At 68.4% G+C, this 24,579-nt stretch carries 21 protein-coding genes; 14 read left to right on the top strand and 7 right to left on the bottom strand.

Annotation, left to right across the window (positions count from 1 at the left end; translation table 11 throughout):
• Nucleotides 1-65 precede the first annotated feature (65 nt).
• Nucleotides 66-1,265, bottom strand: coding sequence for a PucR family transcriptional regulator (locus tag OX958_RS32380; protein WP_270134026.1), 1,200 nt, complete (start codon nt 1,263-1,265; stop codon nt 66-68).
• A gap of 107 nt (nt 1,266-1,372) precedes the next feature.
• Between OX958_RS32380 and OX958_RS32375 the strand changes: the two genes are divergently transcribed.
• Together OX958_RS32375 and OX958_RS32370 are read left to right on the top strand one after the other, a co-directional pair.
• Nucleotides 1,373-2,236 (top strand): SGNH/GDSL hydrolase family protein, encoded by an 864-nt coding sequence (locus tag OX958_RS32375; protein ID WP_270134024.1) that lies wholly within the window; start codon nt 1,373-1,375, stop codon nt 2,234-2,236.
• Complete coding sequence (locus OX958_RS32370) at nt 2,236-3,042, top strand: poly(ethylene terephthalate) hydrolase family protein (protein WP_270134023.1); 807 nt, start codon at nt 2,236-2,238, stop codon at nt 3,040-3,042. The genes OX958_RS32375 and OX958_RS32370 overlap by 1 nt, the downstream gene beginning before the upstream one ends.
• Before the next feature lie 60 nt (nt 3,043-3,102).
• On the opposite strand, the gene OX958_RS32365 is transcribed toward OX958_RS32370, so the two are convergent.
• On the bottom strand, nt 3,103-6,126 hold the full coding sequence (locus OX958_RS32365) for an alpha-mannosidase (protein ID WP_270134021.1): 3,024 nt from the start codon (nt 6,124-6,126) through the stop codon (nt 3,103-3,105).
• A gap of 145 nt (nt 6,127-6,271) precedes the next feature.
• Between OX958_RS32365 and OX958_RS32360 the strand changes: the two genes are divergently transcribed.
• From OX958_RS32360 to OX958_RS32350, 3 genes are all read left to right on the top strand, one after another.
• Nucleotides 6,272-7,291: a TAXI family TRAP transporter solute-binding subunit gene (locus tag OX958_RS32360; RefSeq protein ID WP_270134020.1), complete on the top strand. Its 1,020-nt coding sequence runs from the start codon at nt 6,272-6,274 to the stop codon at nt 7,289-7,291.
• 207 nt (nt 7,292-7,498) lie between these two features.
• On the top strand, nt 7,499-8,626 hold the full coding sequence (locus OX958_RS32355) for a hypothetical protein (protein ID WP_270134019.1): 1,128 nt from the start codon (nt 7,499-7,501) through the stop codon (nt 8,624-8,626).
• Between the two features lie 246 nt (nt 8,627-8,872).
• Nucleotides 8,873-9,541, top strand: coding sequence for a hypothetical protein (locus OX958_RS32350; protein WP_270134018.1), 669 nt, complete (start codon nt 8,873-8,875; stop codon nt 9,539-9,541).
• 37 nt (nt 9,542-9,578) lie between these two features.
• Here OX958_RS32350 and OX958_RS32345 read toward each other — a convergent pair whose 3' ends face one another.
• Together OX958_RS32345 and OX958_RS32340 are read right to left on the bottom strand one after the other, a co-directional pair.
• Nucleotides 9,579-10,916 carry a sensor histidine kinase gene (locus OX958_RS32345; RefSeq protein WP_270134016.1) on the bottom strand — a complete coding sequence of 446 codons (1,338 nt, stop codon included), beginning with the start codon at nt 10,914-10,916 and terminating at the stop codon, nt 9,579-9,581.
• Between the two features lie 36 nt (nt 10,917-10,952).
• Complete coding sequence (locus tag OX958_RS32340) at nt 10,953-11,618, bottom strand: response regulator transcription factor (RefSeq protein ID WP_012918592.1); 666 nt, start codon at nt 11,616-11,618, stop codon at nt 10,953-10,955.
• Nucleotides 11,619-11,735: 117 nt separating this feature from the next.
• On the opposite strand from OX958_RS32340, the gene OX958_RS32335 reads away from it, so the two are divergent.
• Complete coding sequence (locus OX958_RS32335) at nt 11,736-13,766, top strand: TRAP transporter permease (protein ID WP_270134014.1); 2,031 nt, start codon at nt 11,736-11,738, stop codon at nt 13,764-13,766.
• Nucleotides 13,756-14,739 (top strand): TAXI family TRAP transporter solute-binding subunit, encoded by a 984-nt coding sequence (locus OX958_RS32330; protein WP_270134012.1) that lies wholly within the window; start codon nt 13,756-13,758, stop codon nt 14,737-14,739. The genes OX958_RS32335 and OX958_RS32330 overlap by 11 nt, the downstream gene beginning before the upstream one ends.
• Nucleotides 14,740-14,933: 194 nt before the next feature.
• Here the strand turns inward: OX958_RS32330 and mgrA are convergent, their stop codons facing one another.
• Both mgrA and OX958_RS32320 read right to left on the bottom strand, forming a co-directional pair.
• Nucleotides 14,934-15,968 carry an L-glyceraldehyde 3-phosphate reductase gene (mgrA, locus tag OX958_RS32325; RefSeq protein ID WP_270134010.1) on the bottom strand — a complete coding sequence of 345 codons (1,035 nt, stop codon included), beginning with the start codon at nt 15,966-15,968 and terminating at the stop codon, nt 14,934-14,936.
• Between the two features lie 64 nt (nt 15,969-16,032).
• Nucleotides 16,033-16,914: a phosphotransferase family protein gene (locus tag OX958_RS32320; protein WP_270134008.1), complete on the bottom strand. Its 882-nt coding sequence runs from the start codon at nt 16,912-16,914 to the stop codon at nt 16,033-16,035.
• Between the two features lie 19 nt (nt 16,915-16,933).
• On the opposite strand from OX958_RS32320, the gene OX958_RS32315 reads away from it, so the two are divergent.
• The 3 genes from OX958_RS32315 (at nt 16,934) to OX958_RS32305 (ending at nt 20,280) form a co-directional block, all read left to right on the top strand.
• On the top strand, nt 16,934-17,560 hold the full coding sequence (locus OX958_RS32315) for a flavin reductase family protein (RefSeq protein WP_270134006.1): 627 nt from the start codon (nt 16,934-16,936) through the stop codon (nt 17,558-17,560).
• Nucleotides 17,561-17,653: 93 nt separating this feature from the next.
• Complete coding sequence (locus tag OX958_RS32310; protein WP_270134005.1) at nt 17,654-19,516, top strand: molybdopterin-dependent oxidoreductase; 1,863 nt, start codon at nt 17,654-17,656, stop codon at nt 19,514-19,516.
• Between the two features lie 89 nt (nt 19,517-19,605).
• A complete protein-coding gene (locus tag OX958_RS32305; protein ID WP_270134004.1) occupies nt 19,606-20,280 on the top strand; it encodes a fasciclin domain-containing protein in 675 nt (224 codons plus the stop codon).
• 940 nt (nt 20,281-21,220) lie between these two features.
• Here the strand turns inward: OX958_RS32305 and OX958_RS32300 are convergent.
• Entirely contained in the window at nt 21,221-21,604 is a 384-nt protein-coding gene (locus OX958_RS32300) for a nuclear transport factor 2 family protein (protein ID WP_270134003.1), read from the bottom strand.
• Nucleotides 21,605-21,821: 217 nt separating this feature from the next.
• On the opposite strand from OX958_RS32300, the gene OX958_RS32295 reads away from it, so the two are divergent.
• From OX958_RS32295 to OX958_RS32280, 4 genes are all read left to right on the top strand, one after another.
• Complete coding sequence (locus OX958_RS32295) at nt 21,822-22,454, top strand: TetR/AcrR family transcriptional regulator (protein ID WP_270134002.1); 633 nt, start codon at nt 21,822-21,824, stop codon at nt 22,452-22,454.
• Nucleotides 22,447-22,818: a hypothetical protein gene (locus OX958_RS32290; protein WP_270134000.1), complete on the top strand. Its 372-nt coding sequence runs from the start codon at nt 22,447-22,449 to the stop codon at nt 22,816-22,818. Before OX958_RS32295 ends, OX958_RS32290 begins: the two co-directional genes overlap by 8 nt.
• A gap of 46 nt (nt 22,819-22,864) precedes the next feature.
• Complete coding sequence (locus tag OX958_RS32285) at nt 22,865-23,455, top strand: GyrI-like domain-containing protein (RefSeq protein ID WP_270133998.1); 591 nt, start codon at nt 22,865-22,867, stop codon at nt 23,453-23,455.
• Nucleotides 23,456-23,719: 264 nt separating this feature from the next.
• The gene (locus OX958_RS32280; protein WP_270133997.1) at nt 23,720-24,550 is read left to right on the top strand and encodes a helix-turn-helix transcriptional regulator; all 831 of its coding nucleotides are present in this window, start codon (nt 23,720-23,722) and stop codon (nt 24,548-24,550) included.
• Nucleotides 24,551-24,579: the final 29 nt, after the last annotated feature.

The raw sequence follows: 24,579 nt of genomic DNA, 5'->3' as shown, positions 1-24,579 counted from the left end.
ACGGCCACGCTACGACAGCTCCGTGAACGACGGGAGTCGGCCGAGTGGCGCGCTCGCTCCGCCGGCTAGGAGGCGTCGTGGGCGGCCAGCGCGGCAACCAGGCGAGGAAGTTGCTCTGTCTGAGCCGGATCGAGGCCCGTGAGCTTGCCGACCTGCCGCAACCGGTAGTCGACCGTGTTGGCATGGACGTGCAGCTCGGCGGCGGTCTGCCGGCGATTCCGCCCGTGGCTCAGGTAGCAGCGCAGCGTCTGCAGCAGATCCGGTCGAGTCGCCAGGGGAGTCATCAGCCCGGCGAGCTGATCGCGCGCCGGGCTCGGCCTGGTCAACTGGTACTCGAGGACCAGATCCTCGAGCCGATGCACCCCGGCCGGCAGCCGATAGATCCGCACGACCTCCAGCAGTTCGCGCACCAAGGCCACCGCGGCCGGCACTTCCTCCGGTACTGCGCCGGCCGCCGCCACAGTCACCTGTACGCCGGCCGCCCTGCTCATCCGTTGTCTCAACTCTTCCAGCGAAGCAGGTGATTCGCTCAGCAGAGCAATGCCGTCCACCGGGGTCAAGCTCGACATCGACGGCCCTCCGTCGGTCCGGTCGAGCTCCAGCCGGATGCGCCGAAGCTTGCGTCTGGCAACGATCTTGATGTCCACGCCGGGCTGTTGCTCGTCGGCGTGCGCGCCGAAAGCCAGCCCCAGAACGGCGTACCGGCTGGGCAGGTGGAGGCCTGCGCGGCGCGCGACCTCGGTGGCGGGACCGCCGTCGAGGAGGGTGGTCAGGAGGGACTGGCGGGTGGCCAGATCCTCGCCCGCGATGATCTGGCGCTCCTCGAAGTAGCTGGCGGAGACCACGGCGGTGACGGTCTGCAGGAAGTCGAGGATGAGCCGGTTCAGGGTGAGCGCGTCGGCCAGTTCCTCGGGGCGGAAGCCGGCGGCGACGTGGTCCGCGCAGATCCGCCCACCCAGGTGGTACGCCGCCAGGATGGCTTCGAGGGGCACGCCTTCCTCGGCCCGGCGGGTGGCTGACTCGCGAAGTGGCGCGAGGGCCTCGCCGCTCGGTGGCCGACCTGTCCTGAAGGTCTCGATGAAGGCTCGCAGGCTCCGGTCGATCACCCGCCGGATGTCGCCCTGCAACTCCTCCTGCGGGAGTTGCGTGTAGAGCGGGATCTCGGCGACCAGTTGCTCCAGGACGGCGTCGACCAGCAGCCCGAGGCTGCGCGTCAGTACTTCGTGCGCCGGGATGCCGCCGACCAGCAGTTTGTGATCCGTCACAACCGATGCCCCCTGAAGTCTGGGGCGCGCCCCAGCGACCTGGTCGTGCTTTGTGGTCGAACATTACCCGTAAGTATCTGGTGTTCGAGAAAACGCGGAGGGTGACGATGTTCGGAAGACGCTCACTGGGCCTGGCCGGGGCGGCGGCGCTGCTGACCGGTTTGCTGGTTTCGGCCCCGGCGGTCGCACAGGCCGCGGACCCACTGGAGACGGCCCCGCTGGAGTACGTCGCGATCGGTGACTCGTCAGCGGCCGGCCCGCTGATCCCGTGGCAGATCGACCTGGCCTGTCTGCGGTCGAGCGTCAACTATCCGCACATCGCGGCCAAGCAGCTCGGTGCGCGGCTGACCGACGTGTCCTGCTCGGGGGCGGTGGTCCCTGACTTCACCAGCAAGCAGTTCGGCTTCGTGCCGCCGCAGTTCTCCGCGCTGAAGCTGACGACCGACCTGGTGACGGTCGCCATCGGCGGGAACGACACCGGACTGGTGACAGCCGCGCTGAGCTGCATCAACCTGCTCCCGGCGCCCGCCGGAGTCTCCTGCAAATCGCGCTTCACCGCAGGCGGGAAGGACCAGTTGGCAGCCCGCATCACGGCAGCAGGCCCCTCGGTCGGTGCCGCGCTCGACCGCATCCGCCAGCTGTCGCCGAACGCGAAGATCCTGGTGACCGGTTACGGCACCTACATCCGCCCGAACGGCTGCTACCCGCTCGTCCCGGTCTGGCCTGTCGACGCGAACTACCTCCAGGCCACCGTCGACCGCCTGAACACGATGCTTGCCCAGCAGGCCGCTGCCCACGGTGCGGAGTACGTGGACCTTCGTACGCCGAGCATCGGCCACGACGCCTGCGCCCCCAGCAGCCAACGCTGGCTCGAAGGCCTGGTCCCCAGCTCGATCGCTGCCCCGCTCCACCCGAGCCAAGCCGGCATGGCCGCCTTCGGGCGGATCGTGGCCGCCCGAGCGACGCGCTGATGAAGCGTCTACCCGCTCTGTTGCTAGCGGCAATTATGTCGCTGGGCATGGTGACTGCTCCGGCCTCGGCCGGACAGCCGGCCGGTATCGATCAGCAATGGGCTCTGCCTGGAACCTCCGCGGTGAAGGTCAAGGTGCTGGCGGCTCACACGCTCTACTATCCGGCGGTGCTGACGGGGCGCCGTCCGGTGGTGCTGTGGGGTAACGGGACAGGAGTCGTGCCAGGGGTCTACAGCGGACTACTGCGGCATCTCGCCAGTCACGGGTTCATCGTGGCGGCGGCCAACACGCCGTTCTCCGGGACGGGGCTGGAGATGCGAGCCGGGATCGACCTGCTCGCGCGGTTCGACGGCGACGCGGGCAGCGAGTTCCACCGGCATGTCGATCTGCAGCAGATCGGCGCGGCCGGGCACTCGCAAGGAGGCATGGGGGCGATCAACGCCGGTCTGGACGAGCGGATCGACACCACTGTCCCCATCCAGCCGGGGCCGTTGGCTGCATCGGGGAAGCTGAAGGGACCGGCGCTCTTCCTGTCCGGCGGGCGGGACACCATCGTTCCGGCCGCTTTGGTGGTGGCGATGTGGAAGCAGGCGACCCAGGTGCCGGCCGTCTACGGATCATTGCGTGAGGCAACGCATCTCGAACCGAGCGGTGACGGAGGTGGGTACCGGGGTGTGGTGACCGCCTGGTTCGCCTACCGGCTGACGGGCAACACCGCTGCGGCGGCCGAATTCACCGGTCCGGCCTGTGGCCTGTGCGTCGACGCGGCGTGGACCGACGTACGCCGGAACTCGCCGGCGGGCTGAGCAACGGCAGAAGGCCGCCCCGTCGAATCGGCGGGGCGGCCTTCTGATGGTTCGACTGGATCAGCTGCGCTTGAAGCGCAGGGTGAGGATCTGGAACGGGCGGAGCTCGAAGCTGACCGAGTTGTCCGCCAGGTCGCGGTCGGCCAGGTGGCGCTCGAGCAGGTCGACCTCCGTCACCGACGCGGCGGCGAAGCCGGTGGTGAGGGTGGCGCGCGCCCGGCCGCCGGACGACTCGTAGAGCCGGACGACGACGTCGCCGGACCGGTCGTCGGCCAGCTTGACCGCCTCGACGATCACATTGCCGTTGTCGAGGGCAACGATCGGGTCGGTGCCCTCGGCCCCGGTCACCACCCGCTCCGGCAGGTTGATCCGGTAGCCCTCCTCGATCGCCTCCGGGATGCCGGCGCCGACGACGAGCGCGTGGTTGACCACGTGCACGCCCTGGTCGGTCTGCGGGTCGGGGAAGCGCGGCGCGCGGATCAGCGAGGTACGGATCGTGGTGGTGCTGCCGCCGTCCTCCCGCGCGGTCCGGTTGACGTCGTGCCCGTACGTCGAGTCGTTGACCACGGCAACGCCGTAGCCGGGCTCGCCGACGTGCACCCAGCGGTGCGCCGCGATCTCGAACTTGGCCGCGTCCCACGAGGTGTTCTGGTGGGTCGGCCGGAAGATGTGCCCGAACTGCGTCTCCGAGGCGGAGCGGTCGGCGTGCACGTCGACCGGGAAGGACGCCTTGAGGAACTTCTCCGACTCGTGCCAGTCCATCGAGGTCTCGATGTCGACCCGCTTCGCGCCCGGTCGCAGCCGCAGCGTCTGGGTGACGCTGGACCGGTTGAACGAACGCTTCACCACGACCGTGGCGACTCCCTCGACGGTGCTGAACTCGACGCTGTCGACCTCGGTCACGTCGCGGACGTTGTTCTTGTAGAACGAGTCGACGTCCCAGGCGTCCCACTGGTTCGGGGTGTCCACGTGCAGCTGCAGGAGGTTCGCGGTACTGCCCGGCGCGATCACCTCGCGGCTCGCGGCCACGTCGTACAGGCTGGTGATCAGGCCGCGCTCGTCGATCGTCACCCGGATCACGCCGTTGTCGAGGACACCGCCTTCGATCGTCGCCGCCGGGCCCTCGCCGACGGTGATCCCGGCGCCGAGACCGGCGATGCCCTCGCGGGCGTGCGGAGCGCCGTTGAAGACGATCTGCGCGTTGCCGGTGCCGGCCAGCGCCTGCTGGGCCCGGCCGATGATCGCCTCGAGTTCGGCGGCCAGACCCGCGTACGTCGCCTCGGCCTCGCGGTGCACCCAGGCGATCGAGCTGCCCGGCAGGATGTCGTGGAACTGGTTCAGCAGCACGGCCTTCCAGATCCGGTCCAGCTCCTCGTACGGGTAGACGTCGAGCTTGCCGGCCACCACGGCCGCGGCGGACCACAGCTCGGCCTCGCGGAGCAGGTGCTCGCTGCGCCGGTTGCCCTGCTTGGTCTTGGCCTGCGAGGTGTACGTCGCGCGGTGGATCTCCAGGTAGAGCTCACCCGACCAGACCGGCGCGTTCGGGTACTCCTCCTGGGCGGCGCTGAAGAACTCGGTCGGCGACTCGATCGTCACCCGCGGCGAGGACTCCAGGTTGGCCACCCGGCGGGCCGTCGCGACGAACTCGCGGGTGGGGCCGCCACCGCCGTCGCCGTACCCGAACGGGACCAGCGAGCGGGTCGCGGAGCCGTTCTCGGCGAAGTTGCGCTGGGCGTGCGCCAGCTCGCGGCCGGACAGGTCGGAGTTGTAGGTGTCGATCGGCGGGAAGTGGGTGAACACCTGGGTGCCGTCGAGGCCCTCCCACCAGAAGGTGTGGTGCGGGAACTTGTTCTTCTGGTTCCAGGAGATCTTCTGGGTCAGGAACCACTTCGAGCCGGACAGCTTGACCAGCTGCGGCAGCGCCGCGGTGTAGCCGAACGAGTCCGGCAGCCAGACCTCCTGGGTGTCGATCCCGTACTCGTCCAGGAAGAACCGCTTGCCGTGCACGAACTGCCGGGCCAGCGCCTCGCCGCCGGGCAGGTTGGTGTCGGACTCCACCCACATCCCGCCGACCGGGACGATGGTGCCCTCGGCAACGGCCTTCTTCAGCCGCTCCCAGACCTCCGGGTAGTTCTCCTTCACCCAGGCGTGCTGCTGGGCCTGCGAGAAGGCGAAGACCAGCTCGGGGTACTCCTCGGCCAGGGTGGCGACGTTGGAGATCGTGCGGGCCACCTTGCGCCGGGTCTCCCGCAGCGGCCAGAGCCAGGCGGAGTCGATGTGCGCGTGCCCGACGGCGGACAGTTGGTGCGCGCTGGTGTGCGCCGGCCGGCTCAGGACGTCGGTCAGCTCGGCGCGGGCGTCGGCCGCCGTGCCGGCGACGTCCTCGTAGTCCAGTACGTCGAGCGCGCGGCTCAGCGCCCGCAGGATCTCGCGGCTGCGCGGCTCCTGCTTGGGCAGCTCCTTCTGCAGGCCGTTCAGCGCCTCCAGGTCGAGGATCAGGTCCCAGACGTCGGCGTTGAAGACCGCCAGGTCGGCGCGGGTGAGCTGGTAGATCGGCTTGCCACCCGGCTCCGGCTTGGAGCCCATGTCGGAGGAGATCGGGGCGAAGGCGTTGTAGCCGAGTACTTCGGGGTTGGCAGCCGCCTCGACGTAGAACTCGATGCTGTCGCCGGCCGACGCCGCCGTACCGTCCGGGCCGAGGATCGACAGCGGCGCGTAGGTCTGGCGCGGGTGCAGGCCCTTCAGCGGGACGCCCTTGGTGGTGTGCACCAGGCCCTCCGCCGAGAAGCCCGGGCCGCCGCTGAAGCCGAGGTCGATGACCGCCTCGATCTCGCGGCCGGCCCACTCGGCCGGCACCTGGCCGCTGAAGTGGAACCACGCGGTGCCCCAGGCCGGACCCCACGGCAGGCCGATCTCGGCCGGCTCGTAGGACGCGGCGAGCGCCTCGGCGGGCGGCACCGGCTCACCAGGTGCGTGCCACACCTTGATGTCCAGCGGGACGGCCGCGCCGTAGATCGCGGGGCGGATCCGCTCCCGCAGGGCGCGCTGGAGCCGCTCCTCGATGAGTTGACGGTCGTCGTGCACGAAATCATCCTCCGATGACGGTCTGGCGTGGCCCTGGCGGCCGGTGCGATGACAACGCTGTCACATCCACCCGGGGCCCGTCCACACCCTGTTCGTTGCAGCACTGTGAGTAGCTCAGGGACCACTTGCCCTCTAGGTTGTTCCCATGGACCGTCCCCGCCTCCTGAACCGCCGCAACGTGCTCGGACTCGGAGCCGCCGCAGCGGCCACCCTGGTGACGCCGGGATGCTCCCGCGGCAAGTCGAACGAGCCGGCCCCGGCCGGACCGGCCAAGATCGCCACCGGCAACCCGGACGGCGTGTACGCGATCTACGGCGCCGGCCTGGCCAATCTGGTCACCGAGGTGACCGGCGTCCGGATGGATGCCGTCCCGACCGAGGGCTCGGTGCAGAACCTGCGGATGCTCGACCGAGGTACCGTCGACATCGCCTTCAGCCTGTCGGACTCGGCGCTGGACGCCTTCGAGGGGAAAGAATCCTTCAGCTCCGGCGCCCTGCGGTTCAACGCGCTGGCGCGGGTCTACGACAACTACGTGCACGTGGTGGTGCCGACCGCCTCCAAGATCTCCACCCTCGCCGACCTCGCGGGCAAGGTCGTCAGCGTCGGCCCGAAGCTGTCGGGGACGAAGGTGGTGGCCGACCGGATCATCGCCAAGGCCGGCATCGACGGCTCGAACCCCAAACTCAAGCCGGTGCGGACGGTGAACTACAACCTGGTCACGGCGGTGAAGATGCTCAAGGCCAAGGCGGAGAACCCGAACGTTCCCAACGGGATCGACGCACTGATCTGGAGCGGGGGCCTGCCCACCACCCCGATCAAGGAGCTGCAGTCGACGATCGGCTTCCGGCTGGTCGACATCGGCGTCACGGCCAACGCCATCGCCCAGCAACGCTTCGGCGGGTACGTCCTGTCCTCGATCCCGCCGTCGATCTACTCCCTGGCCAGCGCGGTCCCGACCCTCGCCGTACCGAACTACCTGCTGGCCAAGCGCGGCCTGTCCGACTCCTGGGCCTGGTGGACCCTGAACACGATGTTCCGCCGCCAGGCCGACCTGATGAAGGTCCACCCCGAAGCAGGCTCCCTCGACGCCCGCTCGGCCATCGCCACCATGCCCATCCCGCTGCACCCGGCAGCCGAGCGCTGGTACCGCACCAACCACATCTGATCGCCCGTACTACGCCCACCCACGCGCGGCTCCTCCGTCGCCGGCTCGAGGTGACCATGGGCCGCTTGCCTGCGCACGGGCTTGCTTGTCGAAGGCAAGCCGGTCTTGGGGGCAAACTTGCGCCAGATTGAAGATGCCTTCTAGAGAAAACCTGCCTTTCTGGGCAAGTTTTCTTGTGAGGTAATATTTTGTGTGCAAGTATGAAGCGTGGACTTCAGTGAGCCAGCCTCGGAGTCCCTGCTCGAACAAGGGCTTCAGGTTCTGAGAGACCTCCTTGGGGATACCTGGGAGATCACTCTCGACGTCAGCGAGCAGGCGGTCATGAAGGAGCGCTCTCGCGACGCGTTGGTGCAGGTCAGGTCAGCAGGCGACGGTGTTTTCACGCAGCTACTGGTCAACCTCGAAGAAGATGTCACTCCTCGAGTCATCGAGGAGCAACTGCTGCCCAAGCTGGACCTCGTCCGGCGGGTGAATCGCTACACCACACCACTCGTAATCACTCCTTGGATCTCGCAGCGCATACAGCTACTCCTGCGTGAGAACGAGATCGGGTACATCGACCTCACCGGCAACGCCTTTCTCCGAGTGGCAAGGCCGGCTATCGCGATCTACACCCAGGGGGACAGCCGACCTCCGCGGTCCAGCCCGACGCGGGCCAGCAGAACGACGCTGGCGGGGCCTAAAGCCGGCCGTCTGGTGCGGCTCCTGACAGATATCGCACCGCCGTACCGAGCTGGAGAGCTTGCCGAGGCGGCCGATCTCAGCCTTCCCTACGTGTCCCGGCTTTTGGGTGTTCTTGAAGACCAACTATTGATCCGGCGTCAAGGCCGGGTGGTCGCCGACGTGGATTGGCCCCAACTGTTGCGGGCTCGCGCCGAGCAGTACGTCCTGCTACGACAGGGCTCCTACGTCGGCATGGTCGCTCCGAATGGCATCGACGCGGTACTCGAAGCACTGCGCGCTCTTCCAGCGAGAGGCGGTGAACGGATTCTTCTCACCGGGTCCTACGCGGCGCGAACTGTCGCACCGCTCGCGGTTGGTGGGCAGTTGATGCTTTATCTGCCTTCTGATGCTTCGAACGTACCGGACGAACTCGGTGACGAACTCGGCCTGCTTCCTGTCAGAAAGGGCGCCGACGTGCTACTTCTCCGGGCCGAGGACAAGGTCGTTCAAGAGCGAGCCACTCGGGATGACGGAATCGGGCGAGTTGCTCTGAGTCAACTCGTTCTGGATTGCATCGCAGGCCCCGGCCGGCTGCCGGCTGAGGGCGAGGCGGTCCTCAAGTACATGCAGGAGAATCCTGGCCTATGGCGGAAAGCCGGGCTTCGGGAGTAGGCCAGCCAACTACTGGGACTCTGGCATCCGAATTCGTAGTTGAGTAGGAGCAAGGAAGGTATGTCCAAGGTTCCCCCAGGCGTAGAGCAGACTTTGTTGGCCATCGCAGCACGCCGTGTGCTCCTTGATGGACTCATAGCTCTGCGACCTCACCTAGGTGCGCTGACAGTCGTCGGGGCTCAGGCTGTTTATCTACGCACACCTGACGCCGCCATCCGAAACGCTCCGTTCACTTCTGACGGGGACTTGAGCATCGATCCTCTGCTGCTCGAAGACCAGCCACATCTTGATGAAGCGTTACGCGTCGCCGGATTCGAACTGATGTACCCCGATCAACCTGGTCTGTGGGCACGCACTGAACGCATCGCCGGCAAGGACGTTCCCATTGAACTGGACCTCCTTGTCGCGAAGGAGCTGGTCGCCGGAGGGCGAAGCGCCAGACTCCCACCCCACGGCAAGATGTCAGCCCGTACGACGCCTGGCCTGGAGGTCTGCGTCATCGACCGCAGCCCCATGCTGATCACTGGCCTCGACCCGAACGACGAGCGCAGGATCAGCGTCAATGTGGCAGGCCCGGCGGGTCTGCTGGTCGCCAAGGCGTTCAAGATCAGCGAACGTGTCGCCGGTGCGGCTGCGCGTCCGGCCCGCCTGACCAACAAAGATGCCGGCGATGTCTACCGCATCATGGCCGCTGTTCCTGCTCGTCAGGTGGCTGGCCTGTTCGCGACTCTCATTGACGATTCGCGCGTGGGTGCCGTCGCTACTGAGGGTCTCAAGCTCCTGCAGCAACTCTTCGGTGGTGCGGGCTCTGTCGGCGTCGATCTGGCTGTTGAAGCTCATGCTGGTGACATCCCTGAGATCACCGTTCGAACGGTCGCCCCCGCATACATCGGCCGCTTGTTGGCCGTTGTTTGAGGGCTAACGCAGGAGCCGCGCGTGGGCGGGCGCAGTACTAGACCTCGTAGTCGTCGATCAACGGCACCCGGACCTCGATCACCAGTCCGCCGCCGATCGGGGGCCGGGCGACCACCCGTCCGCCGACTCGCGCGGCTTCGGAGCGGACGATCGCGAGGCCCAGTCCGGTGCCGGGCATCTCGCGGTGGTGGGCGCTGCGCCAGAAGCGTTCGCCGACCTTCTTCAGGTCGCGGGAGCCGAGGCCCAGGCCGTGGTCGCGGACCGACAGGACGACCTCGGTGCCGTCGCGGAGGACCGACACCTCGACCGGTGGGGCGCCGTACTTGCTGGCGTTGTCGAGCAGTACGTCGAGGATGTCGTCCACCTCGAGCTCCGAGGCGACTCCGCCGGGCACCATCTCGCCGATGATGAGTTCCAGGTCGTCGGCGGCGTAGACGGCCTTCCAGCCGACCAGACGCTCCTTGACGGCCTGGGCCAGGTCCAGCGGCTCCTCGTTGCCCTCGGCATCGCCTGGACGGTCGGAGCCGGCCAGCCGGGACAGGCGCTGCACGATCCGGCCGAGCCGGTCGATGTCGCTGAGCGCGAACCGCGCGGTCGGCGACAGCCGGGACAGGCCCTCGATGTGGATCCGGGCCGACGTCAGCGGGGTCCGGAGCTGGTGGGACGCGTCGGCGACGAACTCGCGCTCGCGCTGGCGGGCCTGGTGCAGGCTGAGGGCCATCGAGTTGAAGCTGTCGCCCAGCCGGCGCAGTTCGGGGGCGCGGCCGTCGGTCGAGACGCGGGTGTCGAGTGCGCCGCGGGTGACCTGGTGGGTCGCGTTGTCGAGGTCGTTGAGCGGGCGCAGTACCCAGCGGGTGACCGGGCGGACGATACCGATGACGACGGCACCGATGCTGATCAGCAGGCCACCGAGGAGCAGCAGCAGGCCGTTCTGCACCTGGTCGCGAGCACGCTCGGTCGGCACCCGCAGTACGGCGGCACCGAGGACGCGGCCGTTGTTGACGACCGGGCGGGCCACCACCATGTCGCCGGAGCGCCACGGCCACAGCGCCGGCGGCTCGGCGGGCAGCCGGCCGGCCAGCGTGCTGGACAGCGCCCTGGCGATCTCGGGCTCGGACACGACCACGCCGGACCGCGAGGTGGCGATCACCCGGCTGTCGACGTCGACCACGAACACCGGGGTGTTGTAGAGCTGGTGATAGCGGACGGCGAGCTCACGCAGGCTGGCGACGTCGCTGGACTGCAGCGGCGCCTCCGCCATCGTGGCGAACCAGTCCGCGTCGTTGCTGCGGGACAGGAAGAGCGTGCGGGACGCACCGGTGGCGATGAAGTTGGCCAGCGGGACGGCGGCGACGATGGCAAGTGCGATCAGCATCGGGACGAGGGACTGCAGCAGGCGACGGCGCAACGGTCAGTCCGAACCGAGGCGGTAGCCGACGCCGCGGATGGTCTGCACCAGTTCGGGTCGGCCGAGCTTGGCGCGAAGGCTCGCGACGTGCACGTCCATCGTCCGCGAGGAAGCCTCGAAGACGGACTGCCAGGCGTACAGCGCGACTTGCTCGCGCGGCACCACCCGGCCGTGGTGGGCGGCCAGCACAGCTAGCACGTCGAACTCCTTGCGGGTCAGGCTGATGGGCTTGTCGGCGACCTGGACCGTCCGTGCCTCGATATCGACGGTCAGGTCTCCGACGGTCACCCTGGGGCGGGGCTGCAGCAAACCGGTACGGCGAAGTACAGCATCGATGCGGGCCAGCAGCTCGGAGATCGCGAACGGTTTGACCACATAGTCGTCGGCGCCGCTGCGCAGGCCCCGGACGCGGTCGGCCGCCTCGCCTCGGGCGGTCACCGCGATCACCGGAACATCCGACACCGTGCGGATCTGCCGGCACACGTTGATGCCGTCACCGTCGGGGAGTCCGAGGTCGAGCAGCACGAGGTCACCCGGGTCGGCGGCGAGCGCGTCCGCGGCCGTCCGGACGTGCGTCACCATCAACCCGTACCGGCGCAACGCAGGTATCAGAGCGTTCGCGATATCGAGATCGTCCTCGACCAACAAGATCCTGACTGCGCCGCTCATGCCGTGATCGTAGGGCAGGGAGCAGGGTTATGTGTCAGATCTTGGTAAAGACGTAATCATGCGACTGCACGGCGTGGTCGGCAACACTAGCCTTCGACCACAGGAGGGAACCGTTCGATGACTGTCGGTGCAACACCGGGGGCTGGCAGCGCCACGCTCTCCGAGTCCGAACTGGCCGAGTACGAGCAGGAAAAGCCCGCTCGGCGACTCCGTCCTGCCCTGGACCGGGTGATCTCGGTCTGGTGTGCCGTGATCAGCGTCGGCGTACTGCTCCAGGTGTTCTTTCCGCTGGCGGCCGGCACGCAGTTCTATTTAGTGATCTTTCTCGCAGCCGTCCTGCCGATCACCTTGTTGTGCTATCGGGGCTGGCGGGTGCCGGCCTTCGTCAATCCGTTCAAGGCCCGCAAGACCGACGACCCGGGCGTCACCGACTGGATCCTCGCGCTGGTCGCGCTGGCGGTCTGCCTCTATCCGCTGCTCGACTTCGACGGCTTCCTCGAGCGCCGGCAGGCTCCGACGGGTCTCGACGTACTGACCGGCGCTCTCCTGCTCGTCCTGCTGCTCGAGGCCTGCCGCCGTACGACGGGCTGGGTCCTGCCGCTGGTCAGCCTGTTGTTCGTCGCCTACGCGTACTACGGCGGCTTCCTGCCCTACACCTGGTCGCTGGCCCACCAGGGCTTCAACTTCGACGCGATCATCGCCCAGTTGACGATGGGCACGGCAGGTTTCTACGGTACGCCGCTGAACGTCGCCGCCAGTTACATCGTGCTCTTCACCATCTACGGCGCCGTGCTGGACCACTCCGGCGCCGGCAAGTTCTTCATCGACCTGTCCTTCGCGGCCTTCAAGCGCAGCCGGACCGCCCCCGGCCGGACCGTCACCCTGGCCGGCTTCCTGCTCGGCAGCGTCTCCGGTTCCGGTACCGCGACCGCCGTCTCGCTGGGCACCGTGTCGTGGCCGATCCTGCGCCGCGCGGGCTACCCGCCGGAGCCCGCGGGCGGCATGCTCGCCGCGGCCGGGATCGGCGCGATCCTCTCGCCGCCGACGCTGGGCGCCGCCGCGTTCATCATCGCCGAGTTCCTCCAGGTGTCGTACCTGACGGTGCTCGGCTACGCGGTGATCCCGACGATCCTCTACTACCTGGGCATCCTGCTCGCGATCGAGATGGACGCCCGCCGGCACGGCACCACCGAGGGGGAGGCCTCCACCCAGTCGGCCTGGAAGCTGCTGAAGAGGTTCAGCTACCACTTCCTGTCGTTGTTCGTGATCATCGCCTTCATGGCGGTGGACGTGCCGCCGTTCAAGGCCGTCGTGTACGCCGTCCTGCTGCAGATCGCGCTGTCGTTCCTGGACCGTGAGCACCGGCTGACCGCCGGGCCGCTGTTCAAAGCGCTTGCCCAGGGCACCCGTTCGGTGCTGCCGGTGGTGGCGACCTGCGCGGTCGCCGGGGTGATCGTCGCGGTGACCACCCAGACCGGGCTCGGCCTGAACCTGGCCTCGATCATCGTCGACGCGGCCAAGGAGCTGACCGACAACCAGACCGTGGTGCTGATCCTGACCGTGGTGCTGTCGGCGTTCGCCGTCCTGATCCTCGGCCTGGCAGTGCCGGTGACGGCCTCGTTCATCATCGCTGCGGTGATCATCGCGCCTGCGCTGGTGCAGCTGGGCATCACCGCGCCCGAGGCCTACATGTTCATCTTCTACTACGCGGTCCTGTCCGAGGTGTCGCCACCGACCGCGCTCGCCGCCGTCGCGACCTCCGCGATCACCGGCGGCAAGGTGATGCCGACGATGTGGCAGGCCTGGAAGTACACGCTGCCCGCGTTCCTGGTGCCGTTCGCGTTCGTGCTCACCGACAACGGCGCTCACTTGCTGGGACAGGGCAGCCTGATCGGGATGGTGTGGACCCTGGCGGTCTCTATGCTCGCCGTCGCGGCGCTGGCGGTCGTGACGGGTGGCTGGATCGTGATCGCGGCCGGCTGGGCCGAGCGGCTGCTCTGTGTCCCGGCCGCGTTGCTGCTGCTCTACCTGGCGCCCGTAACCATCGCGGCCGGAATCGGTTTGCTTGTTGTCGCCGTCGTCATCAACCTGGTCCGGCGCTACCGCCTGACCGGACCAACGGAAGGACCCGCCACCAATGAGAACTAGTCGACGTCTTCCCGCCGCCGTGGTCGCGGTCGCTGCCGCCGTCTCGCTGGTCGCGTGCGGTGGACAGCGAGAGCCTGAAGCCGGCGGAGCCGGGACCGACAGCGGCCGGCTCACCATCGCCACCGGCAACACGACCGGTGTCTACTACCAGCTCGGTGGCGCGATGGCGAAGGTCTTCTCGGAGAAGGTCGAGGGCTACCGCGCGACCGCCAGCGAGACCGGCGCCTCGGTGCAGAACGTCCAGGGACTGGTGGCCGGCAACTACGACATCGCGTTCTCCCTCGGCGACACCGCCGCCGACGCGGTCAAGGGTGAGAACAGCTTCAAGACCAAGCAGGACGTGGTCGCGCTGACCCGGCTCTACCCGAACTACACCCAGGTCGCGGTCCGTGCGTCGGCCGGGATCACCAAGTTCTCCGACTTGAAGGGCAAGCGGGTCTCCACCGGCTCGCCGAACTCCGGCACCGAGGTGATCGCCCGGCGGTTGCTCACGGCGGCAGGGCTGGACCCGGCCCGCGACGTCAAGGCGCAGCGGCTCGGGCTGCCGGAGTCGGTGGACGGGATGAAGGCCGGCTCGATCGACGCGCTGGTCTGGTCCGGTGGGCTGCCGACCGGTGGCATCACCGATCTGACCACCAGCCTCGGCAAGGACGTCAAGCTGATCCCGATCACCGATCTGCTGCCCGCGCTGAACAAGACCTACGGCACGATCTATGCCCAGGGCAACATTCCGGCGGCGACCTACAAGCAGCCGGGTGACGTGGCGACGATCATCGTGCCGAACGTCCTGCTGGTTCGGAGGAACATGCCGGACGAGCTGGCGGAGAAGCTGACCAAGGCGATCTACGACAACCAGGACGCGCTGGTCGCGGTGAACGCGGCGGCCAAGGGGATCAAACTGGAGGAGGCCGCCGCTACCGATCCGGTCGAGCTGCACCCCGGAGCGAAGAAGGCGATCGACGCCCTGAAGTAACCCACGAACCGTCCTCCCCCGCACACCAGGCGCAGCGGGGGAGGGCGCAGGGTCCCACCGCCGCACACCAGGCGCAGCGGCGGCGGGAACCAGGCCCACCCTCACAACCAGGCGCAGTGGGGGCGGGTTTCAGATCGGGCCCGTCCCACCGGAGGCATCCGGCGGTGACGGGCCCGATCGCTGTCCTCGGCGCGCTAGTGGTCCGAGCTCTTCTTCCACAGGTTGATGCCGGCCTCGACGGCGTCGGCGTCGATCGCGTCCAGTTCGGCCTGGCTGAACTTCAGGTTGCCGACCGCGGCCAGGTTGTTCTCCAGCTGGGCGACGCTGGAGGCGCCGATCAGCGCGCTGGTGACGCGCTCGTCGCGCAGCGTCCAGGCCAGGGCCAGCTGGGCGACCGACTGGCCGCGCTGCTGGGCGATCTCGTTCAGCGCGCGGACGTGCCCCAGGGTCTCCTCCGTCAGCTGGTCGGTGCCCAGCGAGGTGCCCTTGGAGGCCCGGGACCCCTCCGGGATGCCGTCCAGGTACCGGTCGGTGAGCAGCCCCTGGGCCAGCGGCGAGAAGGCGATCACGCCGACTCCCAGCTCGCCGACGGCGTCCAGCAGGTCCTCCTCGATCCAGCGGTTCAGCATCGAGTACGACGGCTGGTGGATCAGCAGCGGCGTACCGAGCTGGTCGAGGATCGCGGCGGCCTCGCGGGTTTTCTCGGCGGAGTACGACGAGATGCCGGCGTACAGCGCCTTGCCGGAGCGGACGGCGGTGTCGAGCGCGCCCATCGTCTCCTCCAGCGGGGTGTCCGGGTCGAACCGGTGGGAGTAGAAGATGTCGACGTAGTCGAGGCCCATCCGCTCCAGCGACTGGTCGAGCGAGGCGAGCACGTACTTGCGGGAGCCACCGCCCTGACCGTACGGTCCCGGCCACATGTCGTAGCCGGCCTTGCTGGAGATCAGCAGCTCGTCGCGGTACGGCTTGAAGTCGCGCGCGAAGTGGCCGCCGAAGTTGGTCTCGGCCGAGCCGTACGGCGGGCCGTAGTTGTTCGCCAGGTCGAAGTGGGTGACGCCGAGGTCGAACGCCCGGCGCAGGATGTCGCGCTGGGTGTCGAGCGGCCTGTCCCCGCCGAAGTTGTGCCAGAGTCCCAGCGAGATGGCCGGCAGCCGCAGTCCGCTGCGGCCACTGCGCCGATAGGTCATCTGGTCGTCGTACCGGTCCTGAGCGGCTACGTAGTCAGTCACAATTCCTCAGTGTGCCCCATGTCGTGACAAGCGGCGAACCCTTGTTTCGCGGCAGTTGTGAGTGTCAGTAGCCGGTCTTCTGACTGAGCAGCTCCGGCCAGGGCTCGGGCGGCGACGAGGCATAGAAACGCAGTACGCCGAGGAGCCGGCTGCCCGGGGGAGCGGTCCAGTGCCGCTGACCCGGCTGCGGACCCTTGGTGAGGCCACTGAGCCCCCAGCTCAGGTGAAACCACAGCGCTGAGGCTTCCAGCCCCTCCCGGCCGCTGTAGCCGGACAGGGTCGCGGCGACCTGTTCCAGCGTGAGCTTGGCGAACTCCATCCCGGGTGGCCCCCACGCGGCGTCACCCCAGTCGATGATCGCCTGCAGTTGGTTGTCCCGGAGCATGAGGTTCTGCTGACCCACATCACCGTGCAGGAGTACTGGCGGCCGCCCCGGATCGACGTACGTCGCCAGGTGATCGAACACGCCGAGCAGCCAGCGCGCCGTCCCCAGATCGAGGTAGCCCTTCGTTGCCAGCCCGTCCACTGTGGGGCGAGGATCGCCGCCTCCGTCGTCTGCCGGTACGCCTGTCGGCTGCTGGGCGACCTTGTGCAGCAAGGTGAGCTGACGGCCCAGCTCCTGCCAGAAGCCTGACGGGGGAGTGGCGCCCTCGACCAGGTCGGTGCCGTGCACACGCTCGAGCACCATGTACGGCGCGTCGACGAGACCGCGGGTGGTGTCGAAGTCGACGATCGGCGGCGTGCGTACGCCGGCCGCGCGGGCCAGCGGGATGACGGTCGCCTCCTTGACCAGATCGGCCTCGAAGGCGGCGCGGCGAGGAATGCGGACGAACAGGTCGTCGCCCAGCGTGTAGGCACGGTTGGCGACACCACCCGGTACTTCGCGAATCGCTTCGGCCGGTACGCCGTACCGGGTGGCCAGCGTGTCGCGGAGCAGGAACTGCATGCAGGACATACTGGCGGACGTGCGGAGAAACGTGGATCCGGAACTGGTCAGCAACAGGGACTTCTACGCCGTGATGACCGCGGTGATCGTGCCGCGGCCGATCGCGTGGGTCTCGTCCCGGTCGGCCGAGGGGGTGCTCAACCTGGCCCCGCACTCGTTCTTCACGGTGGCGTGCGTCGACCCGCCGATGGTGCAGTTCACCTCGGTCGGGCGCAAGGACAGCCTGACCAACGTGGAGGCGACCGGCGAGTTCGTGGTCAACTTCGCGGCCGAGCCGCTGTTCGAGCAGGTGAACGCGACGGCGACGAACTTCCCGCCGGAGGTCGACGAGTTCGCCGCCGTCGGGCTGCACCTCGAACCCAGCGCGACGGTCGCCGTGCCGCGGGTGGCGGAGTCGCCGGTCGCGATCGAGTGCACGCTGCACACCACCTTGGAGCTGGGCGACTCGACCGTGGTGATCGGTCAGGTGCGGCACATCAGCATCGACGAGGCGATGCTGGACGGGAACCACCCCGAGATCACCCGGCTGCGGCCGCTGGCCCGGATCGGCCGCAACGAGTGGTCCACGCTCGGCGAGGTCCGCGACATCAGCCGGATCCGGTGGGCCGACTGGCCGGGGGACTACGCGGGGCCACAGAATCCCTGACAGGTAAGGAAGTCCTGGGGGCCGGTCGCGGGAAGCTGAGAACTTTCTTCGATCCGCACCCATCCGGGCCGTGGTCGGGCCCGAAGTACTGGCATGACCACAAGGAAACGCAAGGCCCTGGCAGCGCTGGGAGGTTTGCTCGCCGCCGGCGCAGGACTCGGCCTCGGTGAGCTGACCGCTTCGCTGGCCGGCGGTACGTCACCTGTGGTCGGTGTAGGCACCCAGTTGATCGATCTGGCGCCCGGCCCGGCCAAGGACTTCGCAGTCAAGAACCTGGGCACCGCGGACAAGCCGGTACTGATCGGTGTCGTCCTGCTCGTCGTGACGGTGTTCGCCCTGGTGGCAGGCGCGATCGGCGCCACCAAGCCGCGGGTCGCCGTCGGGATGACGGTGCTGCTCGGCGCGCTGGCCATCCTCGCCGCGGCCACCGGCCGCACGCTGGCGGCCAACCACTTCGTGCAGGTCCTGCCCGGCATCATCACGTTGCTGATAGCAACGACCGGGATGATCCTGGTGCTCCGCGCCTTCTCCCTCAGTCCCTTCGGTGGCGGCGGACGCCGGAACATCCCCGCCGCCGAAGGCTCCAACCGCACCGACTCACCCGCGCCCTCCGCCGCTCCGGCTGGCTCCGCCTCCGCCTCCGCAGCTCCGGAGTCGTCTGCTTCGAACACCGCCGCTCCCCGGCACGCTGCGGCGGAAACGGCCGCCTCCGCCTCAGCAGCGCCAGAGTCGTCCGCTCCGAACAGCGCCGCTCCCCGCGACGCTGCGGTCTCGGCTCCCAGCGGGGTCACCAACAGCTCCACCGACGCCACCAGCTCCACTGACGCCTCGGGCTCGGGCTCCGGCTCCGGCTCCGGCTCCTCGGAGCCTCCTGCCGCCGACGCGCCTGACGGGTTCGACCGCCGCAAGTTCATGGCGACCACCATGGCTCTGGGGGTCGCCGGTGTCGGCGGCCTGGCAGCCTCGCAACTTCTGCCCGACGGTGTCACCGAGGCGACCCGGCGAGCGATCAAGCTCCCGGTGCCCGCCAGCAAGGCGCGCCCGATGCCGGCCGGCGTGGCAGCCGACGTACCAGGCGTCAGCCGCTTCGTGACCCCGAACCCGAGCTTCTACCGGGTCGACACGCTGCTGACCGTGCCCAAGGTCGATCCCCGCACCTGGGAGTTGCGCATCCACGGCATGGTCGACCGCGAACTGCGGCTGAGCTTCGCGGACCTGCTCAACCGACGCCTGATCGAACGCGACATCACCCTGACCTGCGTCTCCAACGAGGTCGGCGGCCCGTACGTCGGCAACGCCCGCTGGATCGGCGTACCGATCGCCGAACTGCTGCGCGAAGCCGGTGTTCAGGGCGACGCGGACGCGGTCAAGTCGACCAGCGTCGACGGCCTCACCATCGGTACGCCGCTGCAGGCGCTCACCGACGGCCGGGACGCGATCTTCGCTCTCGGGATGAACGGCGAGCCCCTGCCGTTCGATCACGGATTCCCGGTCCGGATGGTGGTCCCCGGCCTGTACGGATACGTCTCCGCGACCAAGTGGATCGTCGACTTCGAGGTCACCAAGTTCTCGGACTTCAGCGCCTACTGGACCGACCGTGGCTGGTCGGTCGAGGCGCCGATCAAGACCTCCTCGCGGATCGACGTACCGAAGGGTTTCGCCCGGATCAAGGCCGGACCCGCCGTTGCGGCCGGTACCGCCTGGGCTCAGCGCCGCGGCATCACCAAGGTCGAGGTGCAGGTCGACGACGGCGACTGGCAGCCCGCGAAGCTCGCGGCCGAGAACAGCATCGACACCTGGCGTCAGTGGACCTTCCGCTGGGACGCGACGCCGGGCAACCACACACTCACCGTCCGGGCGACAGACGCCACGGGACAGGTGCAGACCGCCGACCGTGCGGCGCCACGACCCAACGGGTCGAGCGGCCTGCACAACACGGTGGTGATGGTCGAGTGACTCGGCCGCTCCACCCGCAAGCCCCCACCAGCTGACGGCTTCTCAGCAGGTCGCAGCAGCACATCCCCACCCCAAGGAGAACGATCGTCATGTCGCACACCCTCAAGCGCGTCGTCCTGGCCGCTTCCGCCGTTTCGTTGCTGTTCGCAACCGCTGCCTGTGGTGGCGGCGACGACAGCTCCAGCAGCAGCTCTCCCTCGGCCAGCACTTCCACCTCGACCTCGGCTCCGGCCGAGACCCCGTCGGCGTCGGCGTCGATGGACAACGCCGCCGGCCTGGTCGGCCCGGGCTGCGCCGACTACGCCAAGGCCAACCCGACCGGCGCCGGCTCGGTCGACGGCATGGCCGCCGCCCCGGTCGCCACCGCCGCGTCGGGTAACCCGCTGCTCAAGACCCTGGTCGCCGCGGTCTCGGGCAAGCTGAACCCGAAGGTCGACCTGGTCTCGACGCTCAACGGCGGCGAGTTCACCGTGTTCGCCCCGATCGACTCGGCGTTCGCGAAGATCCCGGCCGCGACCATCAACACCTTGAAGACCGACTCGGCGCTGCTGTCGTCGATCCTGACCTACCACGTCGTCCCCGGCCAGCTCGACCCGGCCGCGGTCGTCGGTAAGCAGACCACCGTGCAGAAGGGCGCCGTCACCGTCACCGGCTCCGGTGACACCTTGATGGTCAACAACGCCAAGGTCATCTGCGGTGGCGTGAAGACCGCCAACGCGACCGTTTACCTGATCGACACCGTGCTGATGCCCCCGGCGGCCTGACCTCCAGCTCCACCCGGCCGCCCGGGTATTCTGTTGCTAACCGCAACGAATCTTGGTCGGCTGACCACCTGCACCAAAGCCCCACAGCTCCAGACCGATTGGGCGGCGCCTCTTCTGCCGAGGCACCGCCCAGTCTCACGTCTGTCACACCTGGCTTTGCCACCTCACCCAGCCAGTTTTCGGGTGGCCTGGCCAGGATCGCCGCACGACACTTGCCTGATGGTGACAACTCCTAGTCCGATCATCGACTCGGTGGTGCGCTCGGTCTGTGGCCGCGGCGTCGAGCGACTCGTACCCCTGGCCGGCGGCGGGATGAACGAGACCTACCGCGCCGAACTCGCCGGCGAGCTCGCTGTGGTGATCCGGATCGCGCGTCAGGCCACGCCGTGGTTCACCGACGAGGCGCACCTCATGACACAAGCGCGGGCCGTTCACTCGAGGAAGCCTCGAGCGACACCTCTGCTGCTGATCTCGAGCGGTTGGGCATGGACGCCGGTGAGGTTTTGGCGCGGGTGGACAGCGTGGTCCCGGACGACCACCGAGGCATCCGGCACGCGCTCCGGTTACCCGACCAGCATGAAGTCAGCCGGGTCGCACTCATCGTCAGGGAAACACTCGGTCAGGCAGCAGCCGTGGTAGTCGAGCGTGGCGCCGACTTCCTGCGCCAAGAGGTGCTGACCCGTACCGCGCCCTGGCCCGTACTGGTCCACGGGGAGCACTCGAAAAGCTCGGTTGGAAGAACCCCGCTTCGCAGGCGCAGTTCCGACGCTGCGTGGAGGTAGTCGCCCGGTATACGCCGTCTTGATCCCCGACGGCATCCCGCTGGGACGGCAGCGAGGTGACTTCCAGGGTGCGAGGTCGGCAGGTGAGTCGGCTCCGAGGGAGCCGCCCGCCTCGGGGTGCGGACTATGGCGGCGCCGCCGACATTACGCAGCTGTGCCTACCGGCGCAGGTCGGCCCGCACGTGCGCGATCTTGTGCTCGGTGGTCAGGGTGAGGTCGAAGATCCCGCCGATGCGGCCCTCGGGGAACTCGCCGGTGAACTCGACCTCGACGTGGACGTGCCCGTCGCGTGGCTCAGTGCTGAGCAACCGAGTCTGGGTGTTGTAACCGACGAAGTAGGACTGGAAGTACTCGTTGATCCCCGCGTGTCCCTCGAAGACCTTCCCGACGGAAGGGTCGTCCAGCACGGCGTCTTCGGTGAAGAACGCCAGGTACGCGGCGGAGTCGTGAGTGTTGGTCGCGGCGATCCAGTCGGCGATGGAGTCGTCGTGCTCGGTGATGGGCCCGCCGCGGCCCGGTGTGCGGTAGTGGTCGAGCGGCATCTCATCCACCTTCGTGGTCGTCAAGCGGCGCGTTCGGCCGCCTGTATGGCCAAAGCCTGCGGCGGCGTGAACCCGCTCGGGAAGGGTGGGCGAACCAGGGAGGACTACACCCCCTCAACATTCCCGCCCGACTCGAAACTTCTCTCGGACCTGTGGCATTATGTTTTTGTACCGCACGTTATAAAAATCGAAGTCAGCATTCCTGCAGGAGGTGACCATGGCTGGACCGGGCAGGCCGCGCGCCTTCGATATCGATGAGGCGCTGGATGCCGCGGTGGAGGTGTTCTGGCGTCGCGGCTTCGCCGCCGCGAGCCTGTCGGAGCTCGCCGCAGCGATGGGGATCAACAAGCCCAGCGTCTACGGGGCGTTCGGTGACAAGGCTCGGCTATTCCAGGCGGCGCTACACCGGTATGTCGAGCGCAACATGGGTTACGTCACGGACGCACTGGAGCAGCCCTCGGCGCGAGAGTGCGCGCGGGCGTTCCTCGTCGGCAACGCGCTCGCAGTGACCGCGCCCGGGCGACCGGCCGGCTGCTTGTCGGTGCAGGCCGTCGCCACGCCGGACGACTCGGGTGAGTACGCCGTACTCGCAGAGAACCGCGCCACGGTCCAGCGACTGTTCGCGGACCGGTTCCGGCAGGCGATCGCCGACGGGGACCTGCCCGGCAGCGAGGACCCCGACGAGCTCGCCACGTTCCTCATCACGCTCAGCAGCGGTTTCGCCATCCGCGCCGCAGACGGAACCCCGCGGGAATCCCTGGTGGCATTGGCAGAGCGGGCTGTGACCGTCTTTCCCGTATCAGTGGCCGACTCTCGATCCGCCACCTCGAAGGAGAACACCCATGCCTGATTCCCCATCGTCGCTCGCGGCCGCCCGCGAGCAGGCCCTCGCCGTCCGCTCCCTCTACGAAGTCCTGGAAGAGCGGTTCAACGGCAAGACGTGGTCGTTGCACGAGTTGATGATCGGCTTCTCCAACGACGTCGGTCATATCGGACGTCTGCTCCTGGCCCACGACGGCACCTGGGCCATCGAGGGGGACCCGCGCGCGGAACTGGAGCACAAGCTCGCTGAGTCGATGTGGTGGACGTTCGTCCTGGCCGACAAGCTCGACATCGACATCGACGTGGCCTACGCCCGGACCATGGACCGCATCCGCACCGGCCTGGAATCCACTGTCGCCCGCACCGCGCCCGCCAGGCCCGAGCAGAACTGATCCACCACCTGACCCGCCACACCGCACGATCCTCCAAGGAGCACCCATGCTGACGACCCAGCACACCGACCACCTGCAGGCCGCCGACGACCCCGAGCACGTCCGTACACCAGCGGTGACCTATGTCGCTGTCCTGGGCGGCGGAGCGCCGGGGACCGACGAGTTCTACCGCAAGAAGACTCTGGTCACCGACATCGCGGACCAGCTCACCCAGGCAACCGGCTCCGCACCGGTCGAGGAGATCCAGTACTGGTACCCGGAGGGTTCGGAACCTGTCGAGATCGCCGACTTCTACAGCGTCAACCCGATCTCGTCCCTGCGCTACCGGGTCCTGTCCCAGATCCCTACCGGCACCACCCAGGAGGATGTCGACGCCGCTCGCGCCCGAGCGGCCGGCGCCGCGGACACGGCATCCGACGAGGTGACCGTCTTCATCGTTCCAGAGCAGGACGTCGTCCAGGTCATGCACCACGGCCCGTTCGCCGAAGAGTTCGCCACGCTCGGACGGCTCGGTGAGTTCGCGCGCCAGCGCGGTCTCCGCCGCAACGGCCCGCACCACGAGGTCCACCTGGACGCCTTCACCCGCAGCACGCCCCAGGACACACTGCGCACGATCCTGCGTGACCCGGTCGCCTGAGCGGCCGACGGCATCTTCCCGTACGGCGGGGAGCGGCTGCTCTCCACCACACCAAGGGTCGGCGACGGCTGCATCCGTCGCTGGACGAACGCGCCGTACGGCGACACTCCGGGTGCCGTGCGGCGGCATTCCGGGTGCCGTGCGGCGGCATTCCGGGTGCCGTGCGGCGGTACTCCGGGTGCCGTGCGGCGGTACTCCGGGCCACCCGAGACAGGGAGCAGCACACCCTGCCTGAGTTGGCTGACCGCGGTTAGCCTGAAGTACATGGCGACATCACCTGGTCCCCTCGGCGACTTCCTGCGTGCCCAGCGCTCCCGCCTCACACCCGCTGACGTCGGCCTGCCCGATGTCGGTGCTCGACGGGTCTCCGGGTTGCGGCGCGAAGAGGTCGCCGTGCTGGCCGGCGTCAGTGCCGACTACTACAGCCGGCTCGAACAGGGCCGCGAACGCACACCGTCAGCACAAGTCGTGGACGCCTTGTGCACCGCCCTGCGACTGAGTCCGGACGCCCGCGACCACACCTTCCGCCTCGCAAAGCTCGCACCCGCCTCCCAGCCGGAGCCCGGGCCGGTCAGTCCCGAACTGCTGCAACTCATGGACGCCTTCCCGCAGGCCGCCGCCTACGTCGTCGACCCCGGCTTTCAGATTCTCGCCGCCAACACCACAGCCAAAGCACTCCTGGGCCCGTCGCAACTGGCCCTCGGGGCGTTCGACTTCCTGTTCGTCGACCCCACGGCACGCACCTACTTCGCCCACTGGGACCACGTCGCACGCGCCGCGGTCAGCGCCCTGCGTCTGGCCGCGGGCTTCGCCAGGCCTCATCCGGCCGTGCCTCCGCTCGTCTCCCGCATGCTCGCCGGGTCTCCAGAGTTCGCGTCCTTCTGGGCGGACCAGACCGTTGCCGGCCTCAGCCTGACCGAGAAGGTCATCAACCACCCCGACATCGGCCGGATCACCCTGACCTACCAGACGCTCGACGTCCGCGAAGTACGCGGACAGCAGCTCACCGTCGCAACCGCCCCAGCAGGAAGCCCGAGCGCGGACGCCCTCGGCCTTCTGGGCGCGCTCGAGGCCACCCGGACCACGCAACCGTAAGAGCACGGCTGGCATGCACCAAGGGCGTC

The sequence above is a fragment of the Kribbella sp. CA-293567 genome, assembly GCF_027627575.1.
GTDB lineage: Bacteria > Actinomycetota > Actinomycetes > Propionibacteriales > Kribbellaceae > Kribbella.
This window is presented reverse-complemented; position numbering and strand designations above follow the sequence as displayed.